Source organism: Mycolicibacterium sphagni (genome assembly GCF_002250655.1).
GTDB classification, from domain to species: Bacteria; Actinomycetota; Actinomycetes; order Mycobacteriales; family Mycobacteriaceae; genus Mycobacterium; species Mycobacterium sphagni.
In genome coordinates, this window is record NZ_NOZR01000012.1 from 111534 (window position 1) to 129127 (window position 17594).

Genomic DNA, 17594 nt, shown 5'->3' on the forward strand with positions numbered 1-17594 from the left:
GATTCTTTCAGGATACGAACAGGGGGCGTTCTCGGTGGCTGTGGCGCTCGGCCAGTTCGTCGAGCAGCGGGTCGGACAGGTCGGCGAGACGGGCGCTCGCCTGCTCGGCGGTCTGTTCGCACAATTGCGCCAAACCGAACGTGATGGCCGCGACATCGGCGGGGTCGAGGGCCAGCAGCCGCTGGGCGGCGGTGGCGGTGCCGGTCATCGTGGTGTACACGATCGACAGCGCGGTCTGCTCGGGTTCCAGTTCGCTGACCGAACCGACACGCCCTGCGGTGACCGCCAGGTGCGGGCGGGCGCCAAGCGCGTCCCATTCGGCTGCCGGCCAGACGCGGCGGGCCAACCGCAGTAGACCACGGCCCTGTGCGCGGGAGGCGTGCCGGGCCGCGGGTGCTGGTGTGCGGGCGTCGGTTTCGGCATCTGCGGCCGCCACGGTCAGATCGCCACGGTGCACGGCGGCCGCGACCGACGCGGAGACCAGGCCGCTGGTGCGGATCCGGCGGCGCAGATAGGCCTCCAGCGTGGCGAGGTCGACGACCAGCCGGCTGGTGATCGCCTCCTCCACCCCGCCGGAGTGCACATGTCCCCCGGTCGGCAACCGTGAATCGGCGAGGGTCAGGAGCGTGGACAGTGCGGCCATCAGAACAGGAAATAGCGTTGAGCCATGGGAAGTTCGGTGGCCGGTTGTTCGGCCCATACCTCGCCGTCGATGCGAACCGTGAAGGTGTCCGGGTCGACTTCGATGCGGGGCTGGGCGTCGTTGAGCGGCATCTGCGCCTTACCGACCGCCCGCACGTTGCCCACCGGCACCAGGCGCCGGTTGACCGAGAGTCGGTCGGCCAGCCCGTCCTCGATGGCCTGCGGGGCGACGAAGTGCACCGAGGTGGCGGCCGCGGCGGCCGGCGCGGCGCCGAACATCGGGCGCGGCAACACCGGCTGCGGCGTGGGGATCGACGCGTTGGCATCGCCCATCGCGGCCCAGGCGATCATGCCGCCCTTGACCACCGCGTGCGGTCGCACCCCGAAAAACGCTGGCTCCCAAAGCACCAGGTCGGCGAACTTGCCGACTTCCACCGAACCGATCTCGCTGTCGAGGCCGTGGGCGACGGCCGGGCAGATGGTGTATTTCGCGATGTAGCGGCGCACCCGGTGGTTGTCAGCTGCCCCATCACCTTCCAGTGCGCCACGGCGACGTTTCATCACATGTGCGGTTTGCCACGTGCGCAGCACCACCTCACCGATGCGGCCCATCGCCTGGGCGTCGCTGCCGATCATGGAGATGGCACCGATGTCGTGCAGCAGATCCTCGGCAGCGATGGTCGAGGGCCGGATGCGGCTTTCGGCGAACGCCAGATCCTCGGGCACGCTGGGGTTGAGGTGATGGCACACCATCAGCATGTCGAGGTGTTCGTCGAGGGTATTGACGGTGTGCGGCCGGGTCGGGTTGGTGGAACTGGGCAGCACGTAGGACTCGGCGGCGACGGTGATGATGTCGGGTGCGTGCCCGCCGCCGGCCCCCTCGGTGTGATAAGCGTGGATGTTGCGGCCCTTGATCGCGGCAAGGGTGTCCTCGACAAAGCCCGCCTCGTTGAGGGTGTCGGTGTGGATGTTGACCTGTACTCCGGCGGCTTCGGCGACCGTCAGACAGGCGTCGATCGCAGCGGGGGTGGTCCCCCAGTCCTCGTGCAATTTGAAACCTGCTGCGCCAGAACGCAGTTGCTCCCACATCGCTTCGTGACTAACGGTGTTGCCCTTGCCCAGCAGGGCCACGTTGAGCGGCCAGGTGTCCAGCGACTCCAACATCCGGGCCAGGTGCCAGGCACCAGGGGTCACGGTGGTGGCCTTGGAGCCCTCGGCGGGCCCGGTGCCGCCGGCGATGATGGTGGTGATGCCTCCGCCGATGGCTTCTTCCATGATCTGCGGGCAGATCAGGTGCACGTGGCAGTCGATGGCACCGGCCGTCACAATGCGGCCGTTGCCGGCGATGATCTCCGTCGACGGGCCGACCACCAGGTCGGGATGGACTCCTGACATGATGTCGGGGTTACCCGCCTTGCCGATGGCGACAATGCGGCCGTCCCGAATCCCGATGTCGGCCTTGATGATTCCCCAGTAGTCGATGATCACCGCTCCGGTGATCACGGTGTCGGGTGCGCCCTCGGCCCGGGTCGCGCGGGCTTGGCCCATCGATTCGCGTAGTACCTTGCCGCCGCCGAACACCGCTTCGTTGCCGGCCAGGCCGGGCCCGCCGCTGCGGTCCTCGGTGATCTCGATGACGAGGTCGGTGTCGGCGAGCCGGATTCGGTCGCCGGTGGTGGGGCCGAACAGCGCGGCATAGCGCGCCCGGGACAGCTCGGTCATTCGGCGTCCAACTTTCCTGGCGGATTCAGGCTCAGCCCGTGCACCTCGCGCAGGCCCCCCAGCGGAACCAGGCGCACCCGCCCCGCCACACCGGGTTCGAAACGCACGGCGGTGCCCGCAGGGATGTCGAACCGGTACCCGTGGGCGGCCTCTCGGTCGAAGGACAGCGCGGCGTTGGCCTGCGGCAGGTGGACATGGCTGCCGACTTGCACCGGCCGGTCGCCGGTGTTGACGATCTCCAGTTCGATGCGCGGTGCGCCGGCGTTGATCTCGATGTCGCCGTCGCCGAGGAAAACCTCTCCGGGAATCACTGTGTCCTCTTTCACCTCACGGGATCGGGTGGTGAACGGTGACCAACTTGGTGCCGTCCGGGAACGTCGCTTCGACCTGCACGTCGTGCAGCATCTCGGGCACGCCCTCCATCACCTCGTCGCGGCTGAGCACCTCACGCCCGCTGATCATCAGTTCGGCGACGGTGCGTCCGTCCCGCGCGCCCTCCAGGACGTGATCGGTGATGAGCGCCACCGCCTCGGGATGGTTGAGCCGCAGCCCGCGTGCCTGTCGGCGGCGGGCGAGGTCGGCGGCATAGGAGATCAGCAGCCGGTCGGTTTCATGCGGTGTCAGTCGCATAGTGCGCGATCCTGCCATGGCAGGACGCGATCAGCAGGTTGGCCGGACCTACCCCTGCGGCGGATCGGGCTCGAGGTTCTGCAGGCGCACCTGGCCACGGGCGACAAGTCGGTCCTTGTCGTCACGGATGGTCACCAGCCATAGCTGTTGTCGCCGGCCGCGGTGCACGGGCTCGGTGGCGCCGTAGACGGTGCCTCCGGAGATGGCTCGCAGGAAGTCGGTGTTGTTGTTGACGCCGACCACGTTGCCGCCTCCGTTGGCCGCCAGCCAGACGAAGGCCGACGTGCTGGCCATCGACTCGATCATCGAGCAATAGACCCCGCCGTGGACTATGCCCATCGGTTGCAGCAGCTTGGGCTGGACCTCCAGCTGCGCCTTGGCGCCGTCGGTGGTCAATTCGGTGAACACCAGCCCGAGCTCGTTGTCGAACGGGGCGGAGAAGGCGATCTGCTCGATCGGCGACTGCTCTGATTCCACGCATCTGTGTCTACACGAGTGATCGCCGCATGAGGGACGGGCCCCGCGTGCACAACGCGGGGCCCGTCCTCAGTACGGACCGGGGTGTCTCTGCAGCCCTCAGGACATCCGGCGCGGTCCGTTCGTCTTCAGTTGTTCTCAACGATCCGTCACAACAATAGGCAAGGCTTGCCTAAGTGACAAGACCTACACAGCCCGCCGCAGCGCCCGCACCGGAAGTCCGAAGCCCGCCAGGGCATCGAGCACTGACTGGCCGCGACGCATGCAGGTGAGCTCGCCGCTGCCGGTGAGTATCGGCACCTGGGTGGCGGTGATGACCACCGCTGAGCCGACCATCTGCCACATCGCGGCCGGGGTCAGCGAGTCATGGCTGAGGTGCTGCAGGTATTCGAAGATCGGCTCCAGCGAGCGATGGCAGCGGTGTGCCGTCCAGGTCGCCAGCGCCAGTTCATTGGGCAACCGCACCACACCATTGGTCGCCGGATCGTCGGGCAGCACCCGCAGTGTCGGGTCCACAACCGCGGTCCAGTCGATCGCGCCCTCGGAGTCGACGTGCATCCAGAGATTTCCCGGCCCGGCGTCCCACGCCCGGGCCTCGAGCACGAACAGCGTCACCGTCCGGCCCAGCACCGCGTGGGTGAACGTGGCCGCTAATTGTTGGGCGACGGCGCGGCGATCGCCCAGCTCGGCCACCGCGGCTTCGAACATGGTGGCCAGCCGGCCCGTCGTCGTCACCGAGTCGAGGGCCCACCACCGGCGCCGTGAGACGTCGGCCATCACGGCTACGCCGTGCACCCGCGGAGAATCCGGGCTCAGCTGGCGTAATCGGTTGCTGGATTCGTGCAAGGGCAAGACGCGGCGAATGCTCATTCCGTCGATCAGCGGATCAGCGACGGCTGTGGTCACGACACCTCCTCGGCTCTAGTTAGGGCAGCCTAACCAAAAGAAAGGGGTGCAGGTAAGCCTTGCCTAATGTGAAGGCTGTCACATTGATTCGCAGCGGACGCGCAGTGGCGTGCGGGTACTGGTCCCGTGGTCGGCGAGCGGGAACTGCAGCCGACATCTGAGAGTTAATCCGAAAAGTTAGTTACGACGCCCGGTAGTAACCGGGAGTACGCTTGCTTCACTGCTACCAAGATGAACGGAAATGGCCAAGTTGACTCGTCTCGGCGAACTCGAACGCGCGGTGATGGACCACCTATGGGCCGCTGGTGAACCCTTGACGGTTCGCCAGGTCCACGAGGCCCTCTGTACCGAGCGGGACCTGGCTTATACGACGGTGATGACGGTTCTGCAGCGGCTCGCGCGTAAGAACCTGGTCTCGCAGATCCGCGATGACCGGGCCCACCAATACGCGCCCGTGCACGGCCGTGACGAGCTGGTCGCCGGCCTGATGGTCGACGCGCTGGATCAGGCGTCCGACTCCGGCGGCCGGCAGGCGGCGCTGGTGCATTTCGTCGAACGAGTGGGTGCCGACGAGGCCGATGCTCTGCGCCGCGCCCTGGCGGAATTGGAGTCCAAGCACCGTTCCACCTGGCCCGCTGGCGACACGCCCAACCCCTGAGGGACAATCTCAGCGTGTCCGCGCTGGCCTTCACCTTCCTCGCATTAATGCTGGTTGGTCCTGTGCCCGCGCTCTTGGCACGGGCGTCCTGGCCGATGCGTGCGCCGCGTGCTGCGATCGTGCTGTGGCAGTCGATTGCGGTGGCCGCCGTGCTCTCGGCATTCAGTGCGGGTCTGGCGATCGCCAGCCGGCTGTTCGTCCCCGGCCCCGACGGCCGTCCAACCGCGACGATCACCAGTGAGATCGAGGTGCTGGGCTGGCCGCTGTGGTCGGTCTACGTGCTGGTCTTCACCGTCACCCTGCTGATCGGCGTGCGCCTGCTGATGGCCGGTGTTCAGGTCGCCGTGGCGACCCGCCGCCGGCGTGCCCACCACCGAATGGTGGTGGATCTGCTCGGCGGCTGTCGGCATGGCATGAGCGGGTTGCGCGTGCTGGACGTGGCCGAGCCGCTGGCCTACTGCCTGCCCGGCGTGCGCAGTCGGGTCGTGCTCAGCGAGGGCACCCTGTCGGCCTTGAGCGACGCTGAACTGGCGGCGATCCTGAGCCACGAGCGGGCCCACCTGCGGGCCCGCCATGATTTGGTGCTCGAGCTGTTCATCGCCGTGCACACCGCCTTCCCCCGATTCGTCCGTAGCGGCAGTGCGCTCAACGCGGTGCGCCTGCTGGTCGAGATGCTCGCCGACGACGCCGCGGTGCGCACCGCCGGGCCCGCTCCCCTGGCTCGCGCCCTGGTGGCGTGCGCGGCGGGGCGTACGCCGTCGGGTGCACTGGCCGGCGGCGGTCCCACCACGCTGATCCGGGTGCGCCGGCTGGCCGGCCGGCCCAACAGCCTGCTGCTGTCGCTGGGCGCGTACACCACTGCCGCCGCGGTGTTGGTCTTCCCGACCGTCGCGGTCGCGATGCCGTGGCTGACCGAGCTGCACCGGCTGTTTCTATCCTGACCCGATTTCCCTGAAAATAACTGTGCCACAACCAAATTCACACAACTGAAAGGCGCGAGATGAGCTCACCGCAAACGAATGGCACCGCACAGATCGGCGTCACGGGGTTGGCGGTGATGGGCTCCAATATCGCGCGGAACTTCGCTCACCACGGCTACACCGTCGCGCTGCACAACCGCTCGGTGGCCAAGACCGATGCCTTGCTCGCCGAGCACGGCGACGAGGGCACGTTTGTGCGCACGGAGACGATGGCCGAGTTCGCCGCCGCCCTGGAAAAGCCGCGTCGCGCGTTGATCATGGTCAAGGCCGGCGATCCCACCGACGCCGTGATCAACGAGCTGTGTGACGTTTTCGAACCCGGCGACATCATCATCGACGGCGGCAACGCGCTCTACACCGACACCATCCGGCGCGAGAAGGCGGTCCGCGAGCGCGGGCTGCATTTCGTCGGCGCCGGCATCTCCGGCGGCGAGGAAGGCGCCCTCAACGGCCCGTCGATCATGCCGGGTGGCCCCGCCGAGTCCTACAAGTCCCTGGGCCCGCTGCTCGAGGAGATCTCCGCGCACGTCGACGGCGTTCCGTGCTGCACCCACATCGGCCCGGACGGTGCCGGCCACTTCGTCAAGATGGTGCACAACGGCATCGAGTACTCCGATATGCAGCTCATCGGCGAGGCCTACCAGCTGCTGCGTGACGGCCTGGGCAAGTCCGCGCCGGAAATCGCCGAGATCTTCGCCGAGTGGAACAAGGGCGATCTGGACAGCTACCTGATCGAGATCACCGCCGAGGTGCTCAAGCAGACCGACGCCAAGACCGGCAAGCCGCTCGTTGACGTCATCCTCGACGAGGCCGAGCAGAAGGGCACCGGGCGCTGGACGGTCAAGTCGGCGCTGGACCTCGGGGTGCCGGTCACCGGTATCGCCGAAGCCGTGTTCGCCCGCGCGCTGTCGGGCTCGGTTGCCCAGCGCAAGGCCACCACCGGCCTGGCGTCCGGCGACCTCGGTGAACACCCCACGGACGCAAAGCAATTCATCGACGATGTCAGCAAGGCGCTGTATGCGTCGAAGATCATCGCCTATGCCCAGGGCTTTAACCAGATTCAGGCGGGCAGTGCCGAATACAACTGGGGTATCACGCTCGGCGACATGGCCACCATCTGGCGCGGTGGCTGCATCATCCGGGCCAAGTTCCTCAATCGGATCAAGGAGGCCTACGACCAGGACGCTGAGTTGGCCACCCTGATCGCCGCGCCCTACTTCCGCGAGGCCGTCGAGGCCGGCATCGACAGCTGGCGTCGCGTGGTCGTGACCGCCACGCAGCTGGGAATACCGATCCCCGGCTTCGCCTCGGCGCTGTCCTACTATGACGCGCTGCGCACCGAGCGACTGCCCGCGGCGCTGACCCAGGGGCTGCGCGATTTCTTCGGCGCGCACACCTACGGCCGGATCGACGCGGACCCCGCCGCCCGGTTCCACACGCTGTGGAGCGGTGACCGTACCGAGGTCGAGGCCTGACGGCAGTACCCTTAGGTACGTGCAGTTTCTCGACGGCCAGCGGCCTCCGTATGACCTGACCTACGACGACGTTTTCATCGTCCCCAACCGATCTGACGTCGCCTCCCGATTCGATGTCGATCTGTCGACCTCGGACGGCACCGGCACGACAATCCCGGTCGTGGTGGCCAACATGACCGCGGTGGCCGGACGGCGGATGGCCGAGACGGTGGCTCGCCGCGGTGGCATCGTTGTGTTGCCGCAGGACCTGCCGACCGAAGCGGTCAAGGAGACCGTCGACTTCGTCAAGAGCCGCGACCTGGTGGCCGACACCCCGGTGGTCCTGGCGCCCGACGATTCGGTCTCCGACGCGGTCGCGCTGATCCACAAGCGCGCCCACGGCATCGCGGTCGTGGTGTCCGAGGGACGGCCGATCGGCTTGGTCACCGAGGCCGCCACCGCGGGCGTCGACCGCTTCGCGCGGGTGCGCGACATCGCGATCGCAGACTTCATCACCGCCCCGGCCCACACGGATCCCCGACAGGTGTTCGAACTGCTCGAGCACGCCCCGGTGGATGTGGCTGTGCTCACCGATGCCGACGGCGCCCTGGCCGGGGTGCTCACTCGCATCGGCGCGGTGCGCGCGGGCATCTACACGCCGGCCGTCGACTCCGCCGGCCGGCTGCGCATCGCCGCCGCGGTGGGCATCAACGGCGACGTGGCCGCCAAGGCGCAGGCACTGGCCGAGGTCGGGGTGGATGTGCTGGTGGTCGACACCGCGCACGGCCACCAGCTCAAGATGCTCGACGCGATCAAGGCGGTGTCGTCGCTGGATCTCGGTGTCCCGCTGGCGGCGGGCAACGTCGTCTCGGCCGAAGGTGCTCGCGATCTGATCGGGGCCGGCGCCTCGATCGTCAAGGTGGGAGTGGGTCCCGGCGCGATGTGCACCACCAGAATGATGACCGGAGTCGGGCGCCCTCAGTTCTCGGCGGTCCTCGAATGCTCCTCTGCAGCAAGGGAACTCGGCGGGCATGTGTGGGCTGACGGCGGGGTGCGCCACCCCCGCGACGTGGCGTTGGCACTGGCCGCGGGCGCGGCCAACGTGATGATCGGATCCTGGTTCGCCGGCACCTACGAGTCCCCCGGCGACTTGATGCGCGACCGCGACGGCAGGCCGTACAAGGAGAGCTACGGCATGGCTTCCAAGCGGGCGGTGGCCGCTCGCACCAGTGGCGACGGGGCCTTCGACCGGGCCCGCAAGGCGCTCTTCGAGGAGGGCATCTCGACTTCCCGGATGGCGCTGGACCCCGACCGCGGCGGTGTCGAGGACCTGCTCGACCACATCACTTCCGGCGTCCGCAGCACATGCACCTACGTGGGCGCGGCCACCATCGCCGAGCTGCACGAGCGGGTTGTGCTGGGCGTGCAGTCGGCGGCCGGATTCGCCGAAGGGCATCCCCTGCCTGCGGGTTGGTGAGCCGGGTAGCGGCCGCCAAACCGCTAACATAGGTGTTTGTTCTGCCCCCACCGAGGAAAGGGATCCCGTGCCGCAGGCACCCGTCGAGGCCCCCGCGGACCGGGCTGCCTGTGGTGAGCGTCCCGCGGACGAATCCGACGCCGAACCATCCACTAGTCAGCCGGGCGCACGGCCCGGCGATCTGACGGCACAGGCCCGGTGAACGTGGTTTACACCTTGTTGAGCCTCTTGGCGATCGTCATCCTGACGTTCGGAACGGCCCTGTTCGTCGCCGCGGAATTCTCGCTGACCGCCCTGGAGCGCAGCACCGTCGACGCCAACGCCCGCAGCGGTGATCGTCGCGACCAGAACGTCGCGCGCGCGCATCGCACGCTGTCGTTCCAGCTCTCCGGTGCGCAGATGGGCATCTCGATCACCACGCTGGCCACCGGCTACCTTGCCGAACCTGTCCTGGCCCGGCTGTTCGACCCGGTTCTGGAGGCGCTGCACGTGCCGGACCGTGCGGCGGAGGGGATCGCGCTGGTGCTGGCGATCCTGATCGCGACCTCGCTGTCGATGGTGTTCGGCGAGCTGGTGCCCAAGAACCTGGCGGTCGCCCGGCCGGTTCCGACCGCGCGGGCCACCGCAGGCTTCCAGCTGATGTTCTCCACCGTGATGACCCTGGCCATCAAGGCCACCAACGGCACAGCCAACTGGATCCTGCGCCAACTGGATATCGAGCCGGCCGAGGAACTGCGGTCAGCGCGCTCACCCGAGGAACTCGGTGCGCTGGTCCGCAGTTCGGCTGAGCACGGCTCCCTCGACGAGGCCACCGCCTCGCTGGTCAACCGCTCGCTGCAGTTCGGATCGCGGATCGCCGAGGAGTTCATGACGCCTCGCACCGAGATCGAGGCGCTGGAGGCGGACGACACCGTGGCCGATCTGGTGACGGCCTCGGCCGACACCGGCTTCTCCCGCTTCCCGATCATCAACGGGGACCTCGACGACACCATCGGCATCGTGCACGTCAAGCAGGTGTTCAGCCTGCCGTCCGCGCAGCGGTCGACCACAAAATTGCTGACACTGGCGATCCCGGTGCCGACCGTGCCGTCGTCGCTGGACGGTGACGCGCTCATGTCGCAGCTGCGCGCCCACGGCTTGCAGACCGCGATGGTGGTCGACGAATACGGCGGCACCGCGGGCATGGTCACCGTGGAGGACCTGATCGAGGAGATCGTTGGCGACGTTCGCGACGAGCACGACGACTCCACCCCCGACTTCCAGAAGTCCGGGCTGGGCTGGCGGGTGTCGGGCCTGTTGCGCATCGACGAAGTGGCCGAGGCGACGGGTTTCCGGGCGCCCGAAGGTGAATACGAGACCATCGGCGGTCTGGTGCTGGAGAAGCTGGGCCACATCCCCGAGGTCGGCGAATCGGTGGAGCTGGCGGCGTTCGACCCCGAGGGCCCTTTCGACGATCCGGTGCGCTGGCGCGCGACCGTTGTCGAGATGGACGGTCGTCGCATCGACCAGCTGGTGCTCACCGAGCTGGTTCGCCCCAGCGACGGCGGGGAGCGCTGATGGGCGGCGACTTCTTGGGTGTGCTGTTGACCATCGCACTGCTGGGCGCGAATGCGTTCTTCGTGGGCTCCGAGTTCGCGCTGATCTCCGCGCGCCGCGACCGGCTGGAAACCCTTGCCGAACAAGGCAAGCGGAGTGCGGCCACGGTGCTGCGGGCCGGCGAGCAGCTCTCGCTGATGCTGGCCGGCGCACAGCTGGGCATCACGATCTGTTCGATCCTGTTGGGCCGGGTCGGCGAGCCCGCGGTGGCCGGCCTGCTGGAGAAGCCCTTCGATCTGGTCGGGGTGCCCGACGCCGTACTGCACACGGTCTCGTTCCTGGTGGCATTGGGCGTCGTGGTCACGCTGCACGTGCTGCTCGGCGAAATGGTGCCGAAGAACATCGCCATCGCCGGTCCGGAGAAGACGGCGATGCTCTTGATGCCGGTCTATCTCGTGTACGTGCGGTTCGCCCGGCCGTTGATCGGGTTCTACAACTGGGCGGCCAACCGCACACTGCACGCCTTCGGAATCGAGGCCAAGGACGAGCTCGACGTCACGGTGTCCACCGTGGAGCTCGCCGAGATGATTGCCGAGTCCCGCTCGGAGGGTTTGTTGGATCCCGAAGAGCACATGCGGCTGACCCGTGCACTGCAGATCCGCAACCGCGTGGTCAACGATGTCGCGGTTCCACTGAGCGAAATCCGCGTGGTCCCCGCCGCGCGGCCGGGCAGCGGTCCCACGGTCAGCGCGGTCGAGCACGCGCTGCGTGAGACGGGCTACTCCCGGTTCCCGGTCGACGGCGGCGACGGCACCCTGATCGGCTACCTGCACATCAAAGACCTGCTGACGCAGATCGACGGTCCCGATTCGGTGATCGACCTGTCAGTAGTGCGTCCCCTGCCCCAGGTCGCCGCCGACATGCCGCTGCCCGACGCGCTGTCGCAGCTGCGGCGCGACAACAGCCATCTGGCTTTGGTGACGTCTACCGACGGTGCGGTCTGCGCGATGGTGGCTTTGGAAGACCTGGTAGAGGACCTGGTCGGGACCGTGCGCGACGGGATGCACCGTGCTTGAGGTGCTGTCCGAGCCCGCGTGGACGGCACGCGCTGCGGCCCATCGCGCCCGAGTCGAGGCTTTCACCGGCCCGCATGCTCGTCGGGCCAGCCGCGGTGAAGCTCACCCGGTGTGGGACTTCCTGTTCAGCTACTACAGCCTGCGGCCACGCCAGCTGCGGGTGTGGCATCCCGGCCACGGCACCGCATTGGCCGGGCCGGGCGCTTCCGAATACCTCGACCGCGCGGGCTACACGAGCGTTGCGGACGGTGTGACGCTCAGCGCAGAGTTCCTGGGCTCGCGACTGCCGACCGTCGCCTTCGTGGCCGACCTACTGCGCGCCACCGAGGACCGGGCGCCACAGTTCGGCTGCTTCGGAATGCACGAGTGGGCGATGGTGTACCGCACCGACGCCGTTCGTCACGGCCGGGTGCCGCTGCGACTGGGGGCGGCGGGCACGGATGCGGTGGTCGAGTCGATGCCGTTGCGCTGCACCCACTTCGACGCGTTCCGGTTCTTCACCGACGCGGCCGTGCCGCGCAACCGTGGGGTGCCGACCCGTGCCGGCCAGCGCGACTGGGAGCAGCCGGGCTGTTTGCACGCCAACATGGACCTCTACAAGTGGTGCTACAAGCTCGGCCCGCTGATCGAATCCCAGCTGCTGGTGGACTGCCTGCATGTGGCCGCCGACGCGCGCGAGCTCGATATGCGGGCCAGCCCCTACGATCTGACGGACCTGGGGTTCGAGCCGATCACTGTCGAGGAACCCGCCGGGCGAGCCGAATACGTGCGCTGCCAGGGGGTGATCGCCGAACGCGCGGCTCCGCTGCGCCGGGCACTGCTGACGTGGTGTCAGCGGCTTTTGGCGTCAGAAGTGACGAATGCCGCGCACTCCGCCTACGACAGCGTGTCGGAGGGCTTCCTACCTGCGGGTAAGATGAATTGATTTGTCGTGAGGGAGGACAGATGACCCAACGCGTGTCCGTCGGCAACCTGCGTGTGGCGCAGGTGCTGTACGACTTCATCACCAACGAGGCGCTGCCCGGTACCGGGATCGACCCCGACAGTTTCTGGTCCGGCGTGGACAAGGTCGTCACCGACCTCACGCCCCAGAATCAGGAGCTGCTCGCGCGCCGCGACGATCTGCAAGCGCAGATCGACAAGTGGCACCGGCAGCGCATCATCGGCGGTATCGACGCCAGCGAGTACCAACAGTTCCTCAGCGACATCGGCTACCTGCAGCCCGAGCCCGCCGACTTCACCATCACGACCTCCGGTGTAGACGACGAGATCACCACCACCGCGGGTCCGCAGCTGGTCGTCCCGATCCTCAACGCCCGCTTCGCGCTCAACGCCGCGAACGCGCGATGGGGCTCGCTGTACGACGCGCTGTACGGCACCGACGTCATCAGCACCGAGGGCGGCGCCGAACCGGGCAGCAGCTACAACAAGATTCGCGGCGACAAGGTCATCGCCTACGCCCGCCACTTCCTCGACCAGGCGGCGCCACTGGCGAACGGGTCGTGGGCGGACGCCACCGGCGTCAGCGTCGCCGACGGGGTGCTCGACATCGCCCTGGGCGACGGGCAATCCACCGGTTTGGCCAGCCCGGAGAAGTTCGTGGGCTACACCGGCGAACTCGGTTCGCCATCGTGGTCTGTGCTGCTGGTCAACAACGGCCTGCACATCGAGGTCCTGATCGACCCGCAGTCCCCCGTCGGCAGCACCGACAAGGCCGGCATCAAGGACGTCGTGCTGGAGTCCGCGATCACCACGATCATGGACTTCGAGGACTCGGTGGCAGCCGTGGACGCCGACGACAAGGTGCTCGGCTACCGCAACTGGCTGGGCCTGAACCGGGGCGATCTGGCCGAAGAGGTCAGCAAGGGTGGCAAGACATTCACCCGGGTGCTCAACGACGACCGCACCTACAAGACGCCGGACGGCGGGGAGCTCACGCTGCCCGGCCGCAGTCTGCTGTTCGTTCGCAACGTCGGACACCTGATGACCAACGACGCGATTGTGATGAGCGTCGATGGCGAGGAAGACACCGAGATCTACGAGGGCATTCAGGACGCGCTGTTCACCAGCCTGATCGCCACTCACGGCCTCAAGGCCGAGGATGGCAGCCCGCGGCAGAACAGCAGGACCGGCTCGATCTACATCGTGAAGCCCAAGATGCACGGCCCCGACGAGGTCGCCTTCACCTGCGAGCTGTTCAGCCGGGTCGAGGACGTTCTCGGCCTGCCGCAGAACACCATCAAGGTCGGCATCATGGACGAGGAGCGCCGCACGTCGGCCAACCTCAAAGCCTGTGTGAAGGCCGCCGCCGACCGGGTGGCGTTCATCAATACCGGCTTCCTGGATCGCACCGGCGACGAGATCCACACCTCGATGGAAGCCGGCCCGATGATCCGCAAGGGCGCCATGAAGACCCAGCCGTGGATCCTGGCCTACGAGGACCAGAACGTCGACGTCGGTCTGGCGACCGGGTTCTCCGGCCGGGCCCAGATCGGCAAGGGCATGTGGGCCATGACCGACCTCATGGCCGACATGGTCGAGCAGAAGATCGGCCAGCCCAGGGCTGGTGCCACCACGGCGTGGGTCCCCTCACCGACGGCGGCGACGTTGCACGCCATGCACTACCACTACGTCGACGTCTACGCGGTGCACAAGGAGCTGGCCGGCAAGACCCGCACCACCAAGGATCAGTTGCTGACGCTCCCGCTGGCCCAAGAGCTGGCGTGGTCTCCCGAGGAGATCCACGAAGAGATCGACAACAACTGCCAGTCGATCCTGGGATACGTGGTGCGTTGGATCGATGCCGGTGTCGGCTGCTCGAAGGTGCCCGACATTCACGACATCGCACTGATGGAGGACCGCGCGACGTTGCGGATCTCCAGTCAGCTGCTGGCGAACTGGTTGCGCCACGGCGTCATCACCGAGGACGATGTGCGTGAGAGTCTGCGCCGGATGGCCGCTGTGGTCGACGAGCAGAACGCTCAGGATCCCGAATTCCGGCCGATGGCAACGGATCCCGAGGGCAGTATCGCGTTCCAGGCCGCCCAGGAACTGATCCTGGCCGGCGGCGCGCAGCCCAATGGCTACACCGAGCCGATCCTGCATCGGCGTCGCCGGGAGTACAAGGCCAGCGTCGGCGCCTGATCACAAGCCCGCACCGCACGACCGTTCGACGAAAGAGGATTAGGCACCGCCATGGGCAGGCACAGCAGACCCGGTCCCGGGGATTCCTTCGGCGAACCGGAAGAGCCTGCCGATGTGCCGGAAAGCCCGACCGGCCGGTTCCCCCGTCCCGGCGATGATGCCGCCGATGCGGACGCAGGTAAGGGTGTCGGTGATGCGGGCTACGAGCCGTCCCCGCTGACCGACACCGCTCGCCGCCGGATCGCGGCCTTCGAAGGCGGCCACCGCAGCGAGACGGGACGCCGCGGGGTGAGCATCAGCGTGATCGCCGCCTTGATCACTGTGGTGGTGGTCGTCGGTGCGGTGATCCTCTGGCGATTCTTCGGAGATGCGCTGTCGCACCGGTCAGCCGATGCCGCCCAGAAATGCCTGGACGGCAGCGTCAACGTCGGGGTCGTCGCCGATCCGTCGATCGCAGCCGACGTCACCAAGTTCGCGCAGAGCTTCAACGCCGTCGTCACACCGATCGGCGATCGTTGCGTGAAGATGACGGTGACGGCGGCTGATTCGGATCGCGTCATCGACGGGTTTGTGTCCAAGTGGCCTGCAGACCTCGGCGACCAACCTGCCCTCTGGATTCCAGCGAGTTCCATCGGGGCGGCCAGGCTGCAATCCAGCGCTGGCAAGCAAGTAGTCAGCGACGCTCGGTCGCTGGTCAGCTCGCCGGTGGTGCTTGCGGTGCGACCGCAGATCAAAGATGCTTTGGCCCAACAGGGTTGGGGCGCTTTGCCTGGGCTGCAGAACAATCCCACTGCACTGGATGGACTGAACCTGCCTGGTTGGGGTTCGCTGAAGTTGGCGTTGCCTACCGTCGGCGATGCCGACGCCACCTACCTCACGGCCGAGGCCGTCGCATCGGCGTCGGCTCCGGCCAATGCGCCGGCTACCGCGGGCCTGGGTGCCGTCAACGCGCTGGTCGGCGGTCAGCCCAAGCTGGCCGATAGCACCGCTGACGCGGCGTGGAAGGCACTCATGGGCAGCGGTGACCCGGCGGGCGGCCAGGTGCACGCCGTGGCGACCACCGAGCAGCAACTGTTCAGCCGTGCGTCAGGTTCGGATGCCAAGAACAACGTCGCCGAATGGTTGCCGCCGGGCCCGGTGGCCCTCGCCGACTACCCGACCGTGCTGTTGTCCGGGTCGTGGGTGTCCGGGGAGCAGGCCAGTGCCGCCAGCGAATTCGCCCGGTTCATGCGTAAACCCGAGCAGCTGACCGCATTGGCGAAGGCCGGTTTCCGTGCCGAAGGTGCCGCCCCGCAAGGTAATGACGTCGTCAACTTCCCGCAGCTGGGTGCGCCGCTGTCCATCGAGGACGAATCGGTGCGGGCCACCCTGGCGGCGGCGGTGTCGTCCCCGGCCACCGGGTCGGCCACCACGATCATGCTCGACCAGGCGATGGGCGCCGAAGAGGGTGGCAAGTCGCGATTGGCCAATGTGGTGGCCGCGCTGACCAACCGCATCGGTGCTCTTTCCCCGAACGCCGCCGTCGGACTGTGGACGTTCAACGGGGTCGAGGGTAAATCGGCGGTGCCGATGGGGCCGCTGACCGACCAGGTCGACGGGCAGCCGCGCTCGGCGGCGTTGACCGGCACATTGGGCGGCTTGTCGCCATCGGGCAGTGGCGCCGTCTCCTTCACCACCCTGCGGCTGGCCTACGGCGAGGCGCTGACGAACTTCCGCGAGGGGCAGGCGAATTCGATACTGGTGATCACCCAGGGCCCGCACAGCGACCAGTCTCTCGACGGTCCGGGGTTGGTGCAGTACGTCAAGTCTGCGGTAGACCCCGCCAAGCCAGTGGCGGTCAACGTCATCGATCTCGGCGACGACTCCGACCGTGCCACGTGGGAGGCGGTCGCTCAGGCCTCGGGCGGCACGTATCAGAACGTCGCGACGTCGGATTCGCCGGATCTGGCGACCGCTGTCACCAACCTGCTGTCTTAATCGAGGCCCAGCAGATGCAGTGCGCCGGCGGTGAATTCGTCGGGCACCTCGATCTGCGGGTAGTGGCCGATGCCGGGCAGTTCGATCACGTCGGCAGCGGGCCGCAGCTCCCGCAGGCCGGCTAGAACATTTGTGGTGGCGACGGGATCGCCGGTGGCCCAGAGGAACCCGAGCGGCTTGTCCCAGTCGCGGATGGCGCCGTGCCAGCGCGGCGCGAAGCGCACCCGCTCGTTGAGGTAGGCGCACAGCAGGTTCATGATGCGGTGGCCGTCATCGCGGGCCATCAGTGCCCACTGGGCCTGCGCTTCCTCGGTGGATAGCGGGTGCCCGGCGCTGAAGAGATTGGCGAAGCCCCGCACGAAGCTTCGTTCGTTGGTCAGCCGGGCGAGGACGCCACCGAAGGGGCCGCGGAGGATCTTTTGGCTGGGGCGCAGGCTGGCGCGCTCGATGATCACGCTGCCGTTGGTGAGCACGGCGCGTTGCAGCTCGAACGGCAGTGCGCCGGAGACGTCACGGGCCAGCAGTTCGGTGGCCACCGAGGTGCCCATGTCGTGGGCGAGCAGCACCACCGGCCCGGGTGCGAAGTCGGCGACGACCTGCTGCACGATGTCGGCCTGCTCCAGCAGGGAGTAGCGATGCGGGCGGGGTTTATCGGACAGCCCGAAGCCCAGGAAGTCCAGGGTCAGCCAGGCCCGGTCGCCCAAGCCGTCGACGACCTCGCGGAAATCGTAGGAGCTGGACGGAAAGCCATGCAGCAGAAGGACAGCCGGGGCGCCGGAGGGCAGGAGCGGAGCGACCCGGGAATTGGTCGAGCCTGTGTGCGATCTGACGAACACCGAGCCCGCGCTGGTGGACAGCATCCGCCCACCCTCTTGCCACTGGCGAACGCTGGCAGGCAGCACAGGTGTGACGCTA

General features: G+C 67.6%; 16 protein-coding genes. 9 read left to right on the top strand and 7 right to left on the bottom strand.

All coding sequences use genetic code 11. The annotated features are described in order from the left end of the window. Window positions 1–7: 7 nt before the first annotated feature. From CG716_RS15815 to CG716_RS15840, 6 genes are all read right to left on the bottom strand, one after another. On the bottom strand, window positions 8–643 hold the full coding sequence (locus CG716_RS15815) for an urease accessory protein UreF (protein ID WP_094481197.1): 636 nt from the start codon (window positions 641–643) through the stop codon (window positions 8–10). Continuing rightward, window positions 643–2364: an urease subunit alpha gene (locus CG716_RS15820; protein WP_094481199.1), complete on the bottom strand. Its 1722-nt coding sequence runs from the start codon at window positions 2362–2364 to the stop codon at window positions 643–645. The genes CG716_RS15815 and CG716_RS15820 overlap by 1 nt, the downstream gene beginning before the upstream one ends. Further along, window positions 2361–2675 carry an urease subunit beta gene (locus CG716_RS15825; protein ID WP_094481293.1) on the bottom strand — a complete coding sequence of 105 codons (315 nt, stop codon included), beginning with the start codon at window positions 2673–2675 and terminating at the stop codon, window positions 2361–2363. Before CG716_RS15825 ends, CG716_RS15820 begins: the two co-directional genes overlap by 4 nt. Before the next feature lie 16 nt (window positions 2676–2691). Next, entirely contained in the window at window positions 2692–2994 is a 303-nt protein-coding gene (locus CG716_RS15830; protein WP_094481201.1) for an urease subunit gamma, read from the bottom strand. Window positions 2995–3042: 48 nt separating this feature from the next. Further along, entirely contained in the window at window positions 3043–3471 is a 429-nt protein-coding gene (locus CG716_RS15835; protein WP_094481203.1) for a PaaI family thioesterase, read from the bottom strand. 186 nt (window positions 3472–3657) lie between these two features. Continuing rightward, window positions 3658–4377 carry an iron reductase gene (locus CG716_RS15840; RefSeq protein ID WP_094481205.1) on the bottom strand — a complete coding sequence of 240 codons (720 nt, stop codon included), beginning with the start codon at window positions 4375–4377 and terminating at the stop codon, window positions 3658–3660. 241 nt (window positions 4378–4618) lie between these two features. Between CG716_RS15840 and CG716_RS15845 the strand changes: the two genes are divergently transcribed. From CG716_RS15845 to CG716_RS15885, 9 genes are all read left to right on the top strand, one after another. Then, window positions 4619–5035, top strand: coding sequence for a BlaI/MecI/CopY family transcriptional regulator (locus CG716_RS15845; RefSeq protein WP_094481207.1), 417 nt, complete (start codon window positions 4619–4621; stop codon window positions 5033–5035). A 14-nt stretch (window positions 5036–5049) separates the two neighbouring features. After that, a complete protein-coding gene (locus CG716_RS15850) occupies window positions 5050–5976 on the top strand; it encodes a M56 family metallopeptidase (protein ID WP_094481209.1) in 927 nt (308 codons plus the stop codon). Window positions 5977–6035: 59 nt separating this feature from the next. Then, on the top strand, window positions 6036–7490 hold the full coding sequence (gene gndA, locus CG716_RS15855; protein ID WP_094481211.1) for an NADP-dependent phosphogluconate dehydrogenase: 1455 nt from the start codon (window positions 6036–6038) through the stop codon (window positions 7488–7490). Between the two features lie 19 nt (window positions 7491–7509). Further along, window positions 7510–8946 carry a GuaB1 family IMP dehydrogenase-related protein gene (locus CG716_RS15860; RefSeq protein ID WP_094481213.1) on the top strand — a complete coding sequence of 479 codons (1437 nt, stop codon included), beginning with the start codon at window positions 7510–7512 and terminating at the stop codon, window positions 8944–8946. 198 nt (window positions 8947–9144) lie between these two features. Further along, window positions 9145–10503, top strand: a complete 1359-nt coding sequence (locus tag CG716_RS15865; RefSeq protein ID WP_094481215.1) for a hemolysin family protein — start codon at window positions 9145–9147, stop codon at window positions 10501–10503. Further along, on the top strand, window positions 10503–11558 hold the full coding sequence (locus CG716_RS15870) for a hemolysin family protein (RefSeq protein ID WP_094481217.1): 1056 nt from the start codon (window positions 10503–10505) through the stop codon (window positions 11556–11558). The genes CG716_RS15865 and CG716_RS15870 overlap by 1 nt, the downstream gene beginning before the upstream one ends. Beyond that, window positions 11551–12483, top strand: coding sequence for a 3-methyladenine DNA glycosylase (locus CG716_RS15875; RefSeq protein ID WP_094481219.1), 933 nt, complete (start codon window positions 11551–11553; stop codon window positions 12481–12483). Before CG716_RS15870 ends, CG716_RS15875 begins: the two co-directional genes overlap by 8 nt. A gap of 20 nt (window positions 12484–12503) precedes the next feature. After that, window positions 12504–14702: a malate synthase G gene (locus CG716_RS15880; RefSeq protein WP_094481221.1), complete on the top strand. Its 2199-nt coding sequence runs from the start codon at window positions 12504–12506 to the stop codon at window positions 14700–14702. A gap of 51 nt (window positions 14703–14753) precedes the next feature. Then, window positions 14754–16679: a substrate-binding domain-containing protein gene (locus CG716_RS15885; RefSeq protein WP_094481223.1), complete on the top strand. Its 1926-nt coding sequence runs from the start codon at window positions 14754–14756 to the stop codon at window positions 16677–16679. Here CG716_RS15885 and CG716_RS15890 read toward each other — a convergent pair. Next, the gene (locus CG716_RS15890; RefSeq protein ID WP_165774168.1) at window positions 16676–17581 is read right to left on the bottom strand and encodes an alpha/beta fold hydrolase; all 906 of its coding nucleotides are present in this window, start codon (window positions 17579–17581) and stop codon (window positions 16676–16678) included. The two genes, CG716_RS15885 and CG716_RS15890, sit on opposite strands and share 4 nt — an antisense overlap. Between the last annotated feature and the right edge of the window lie 13 nt (window positions 17582–17594).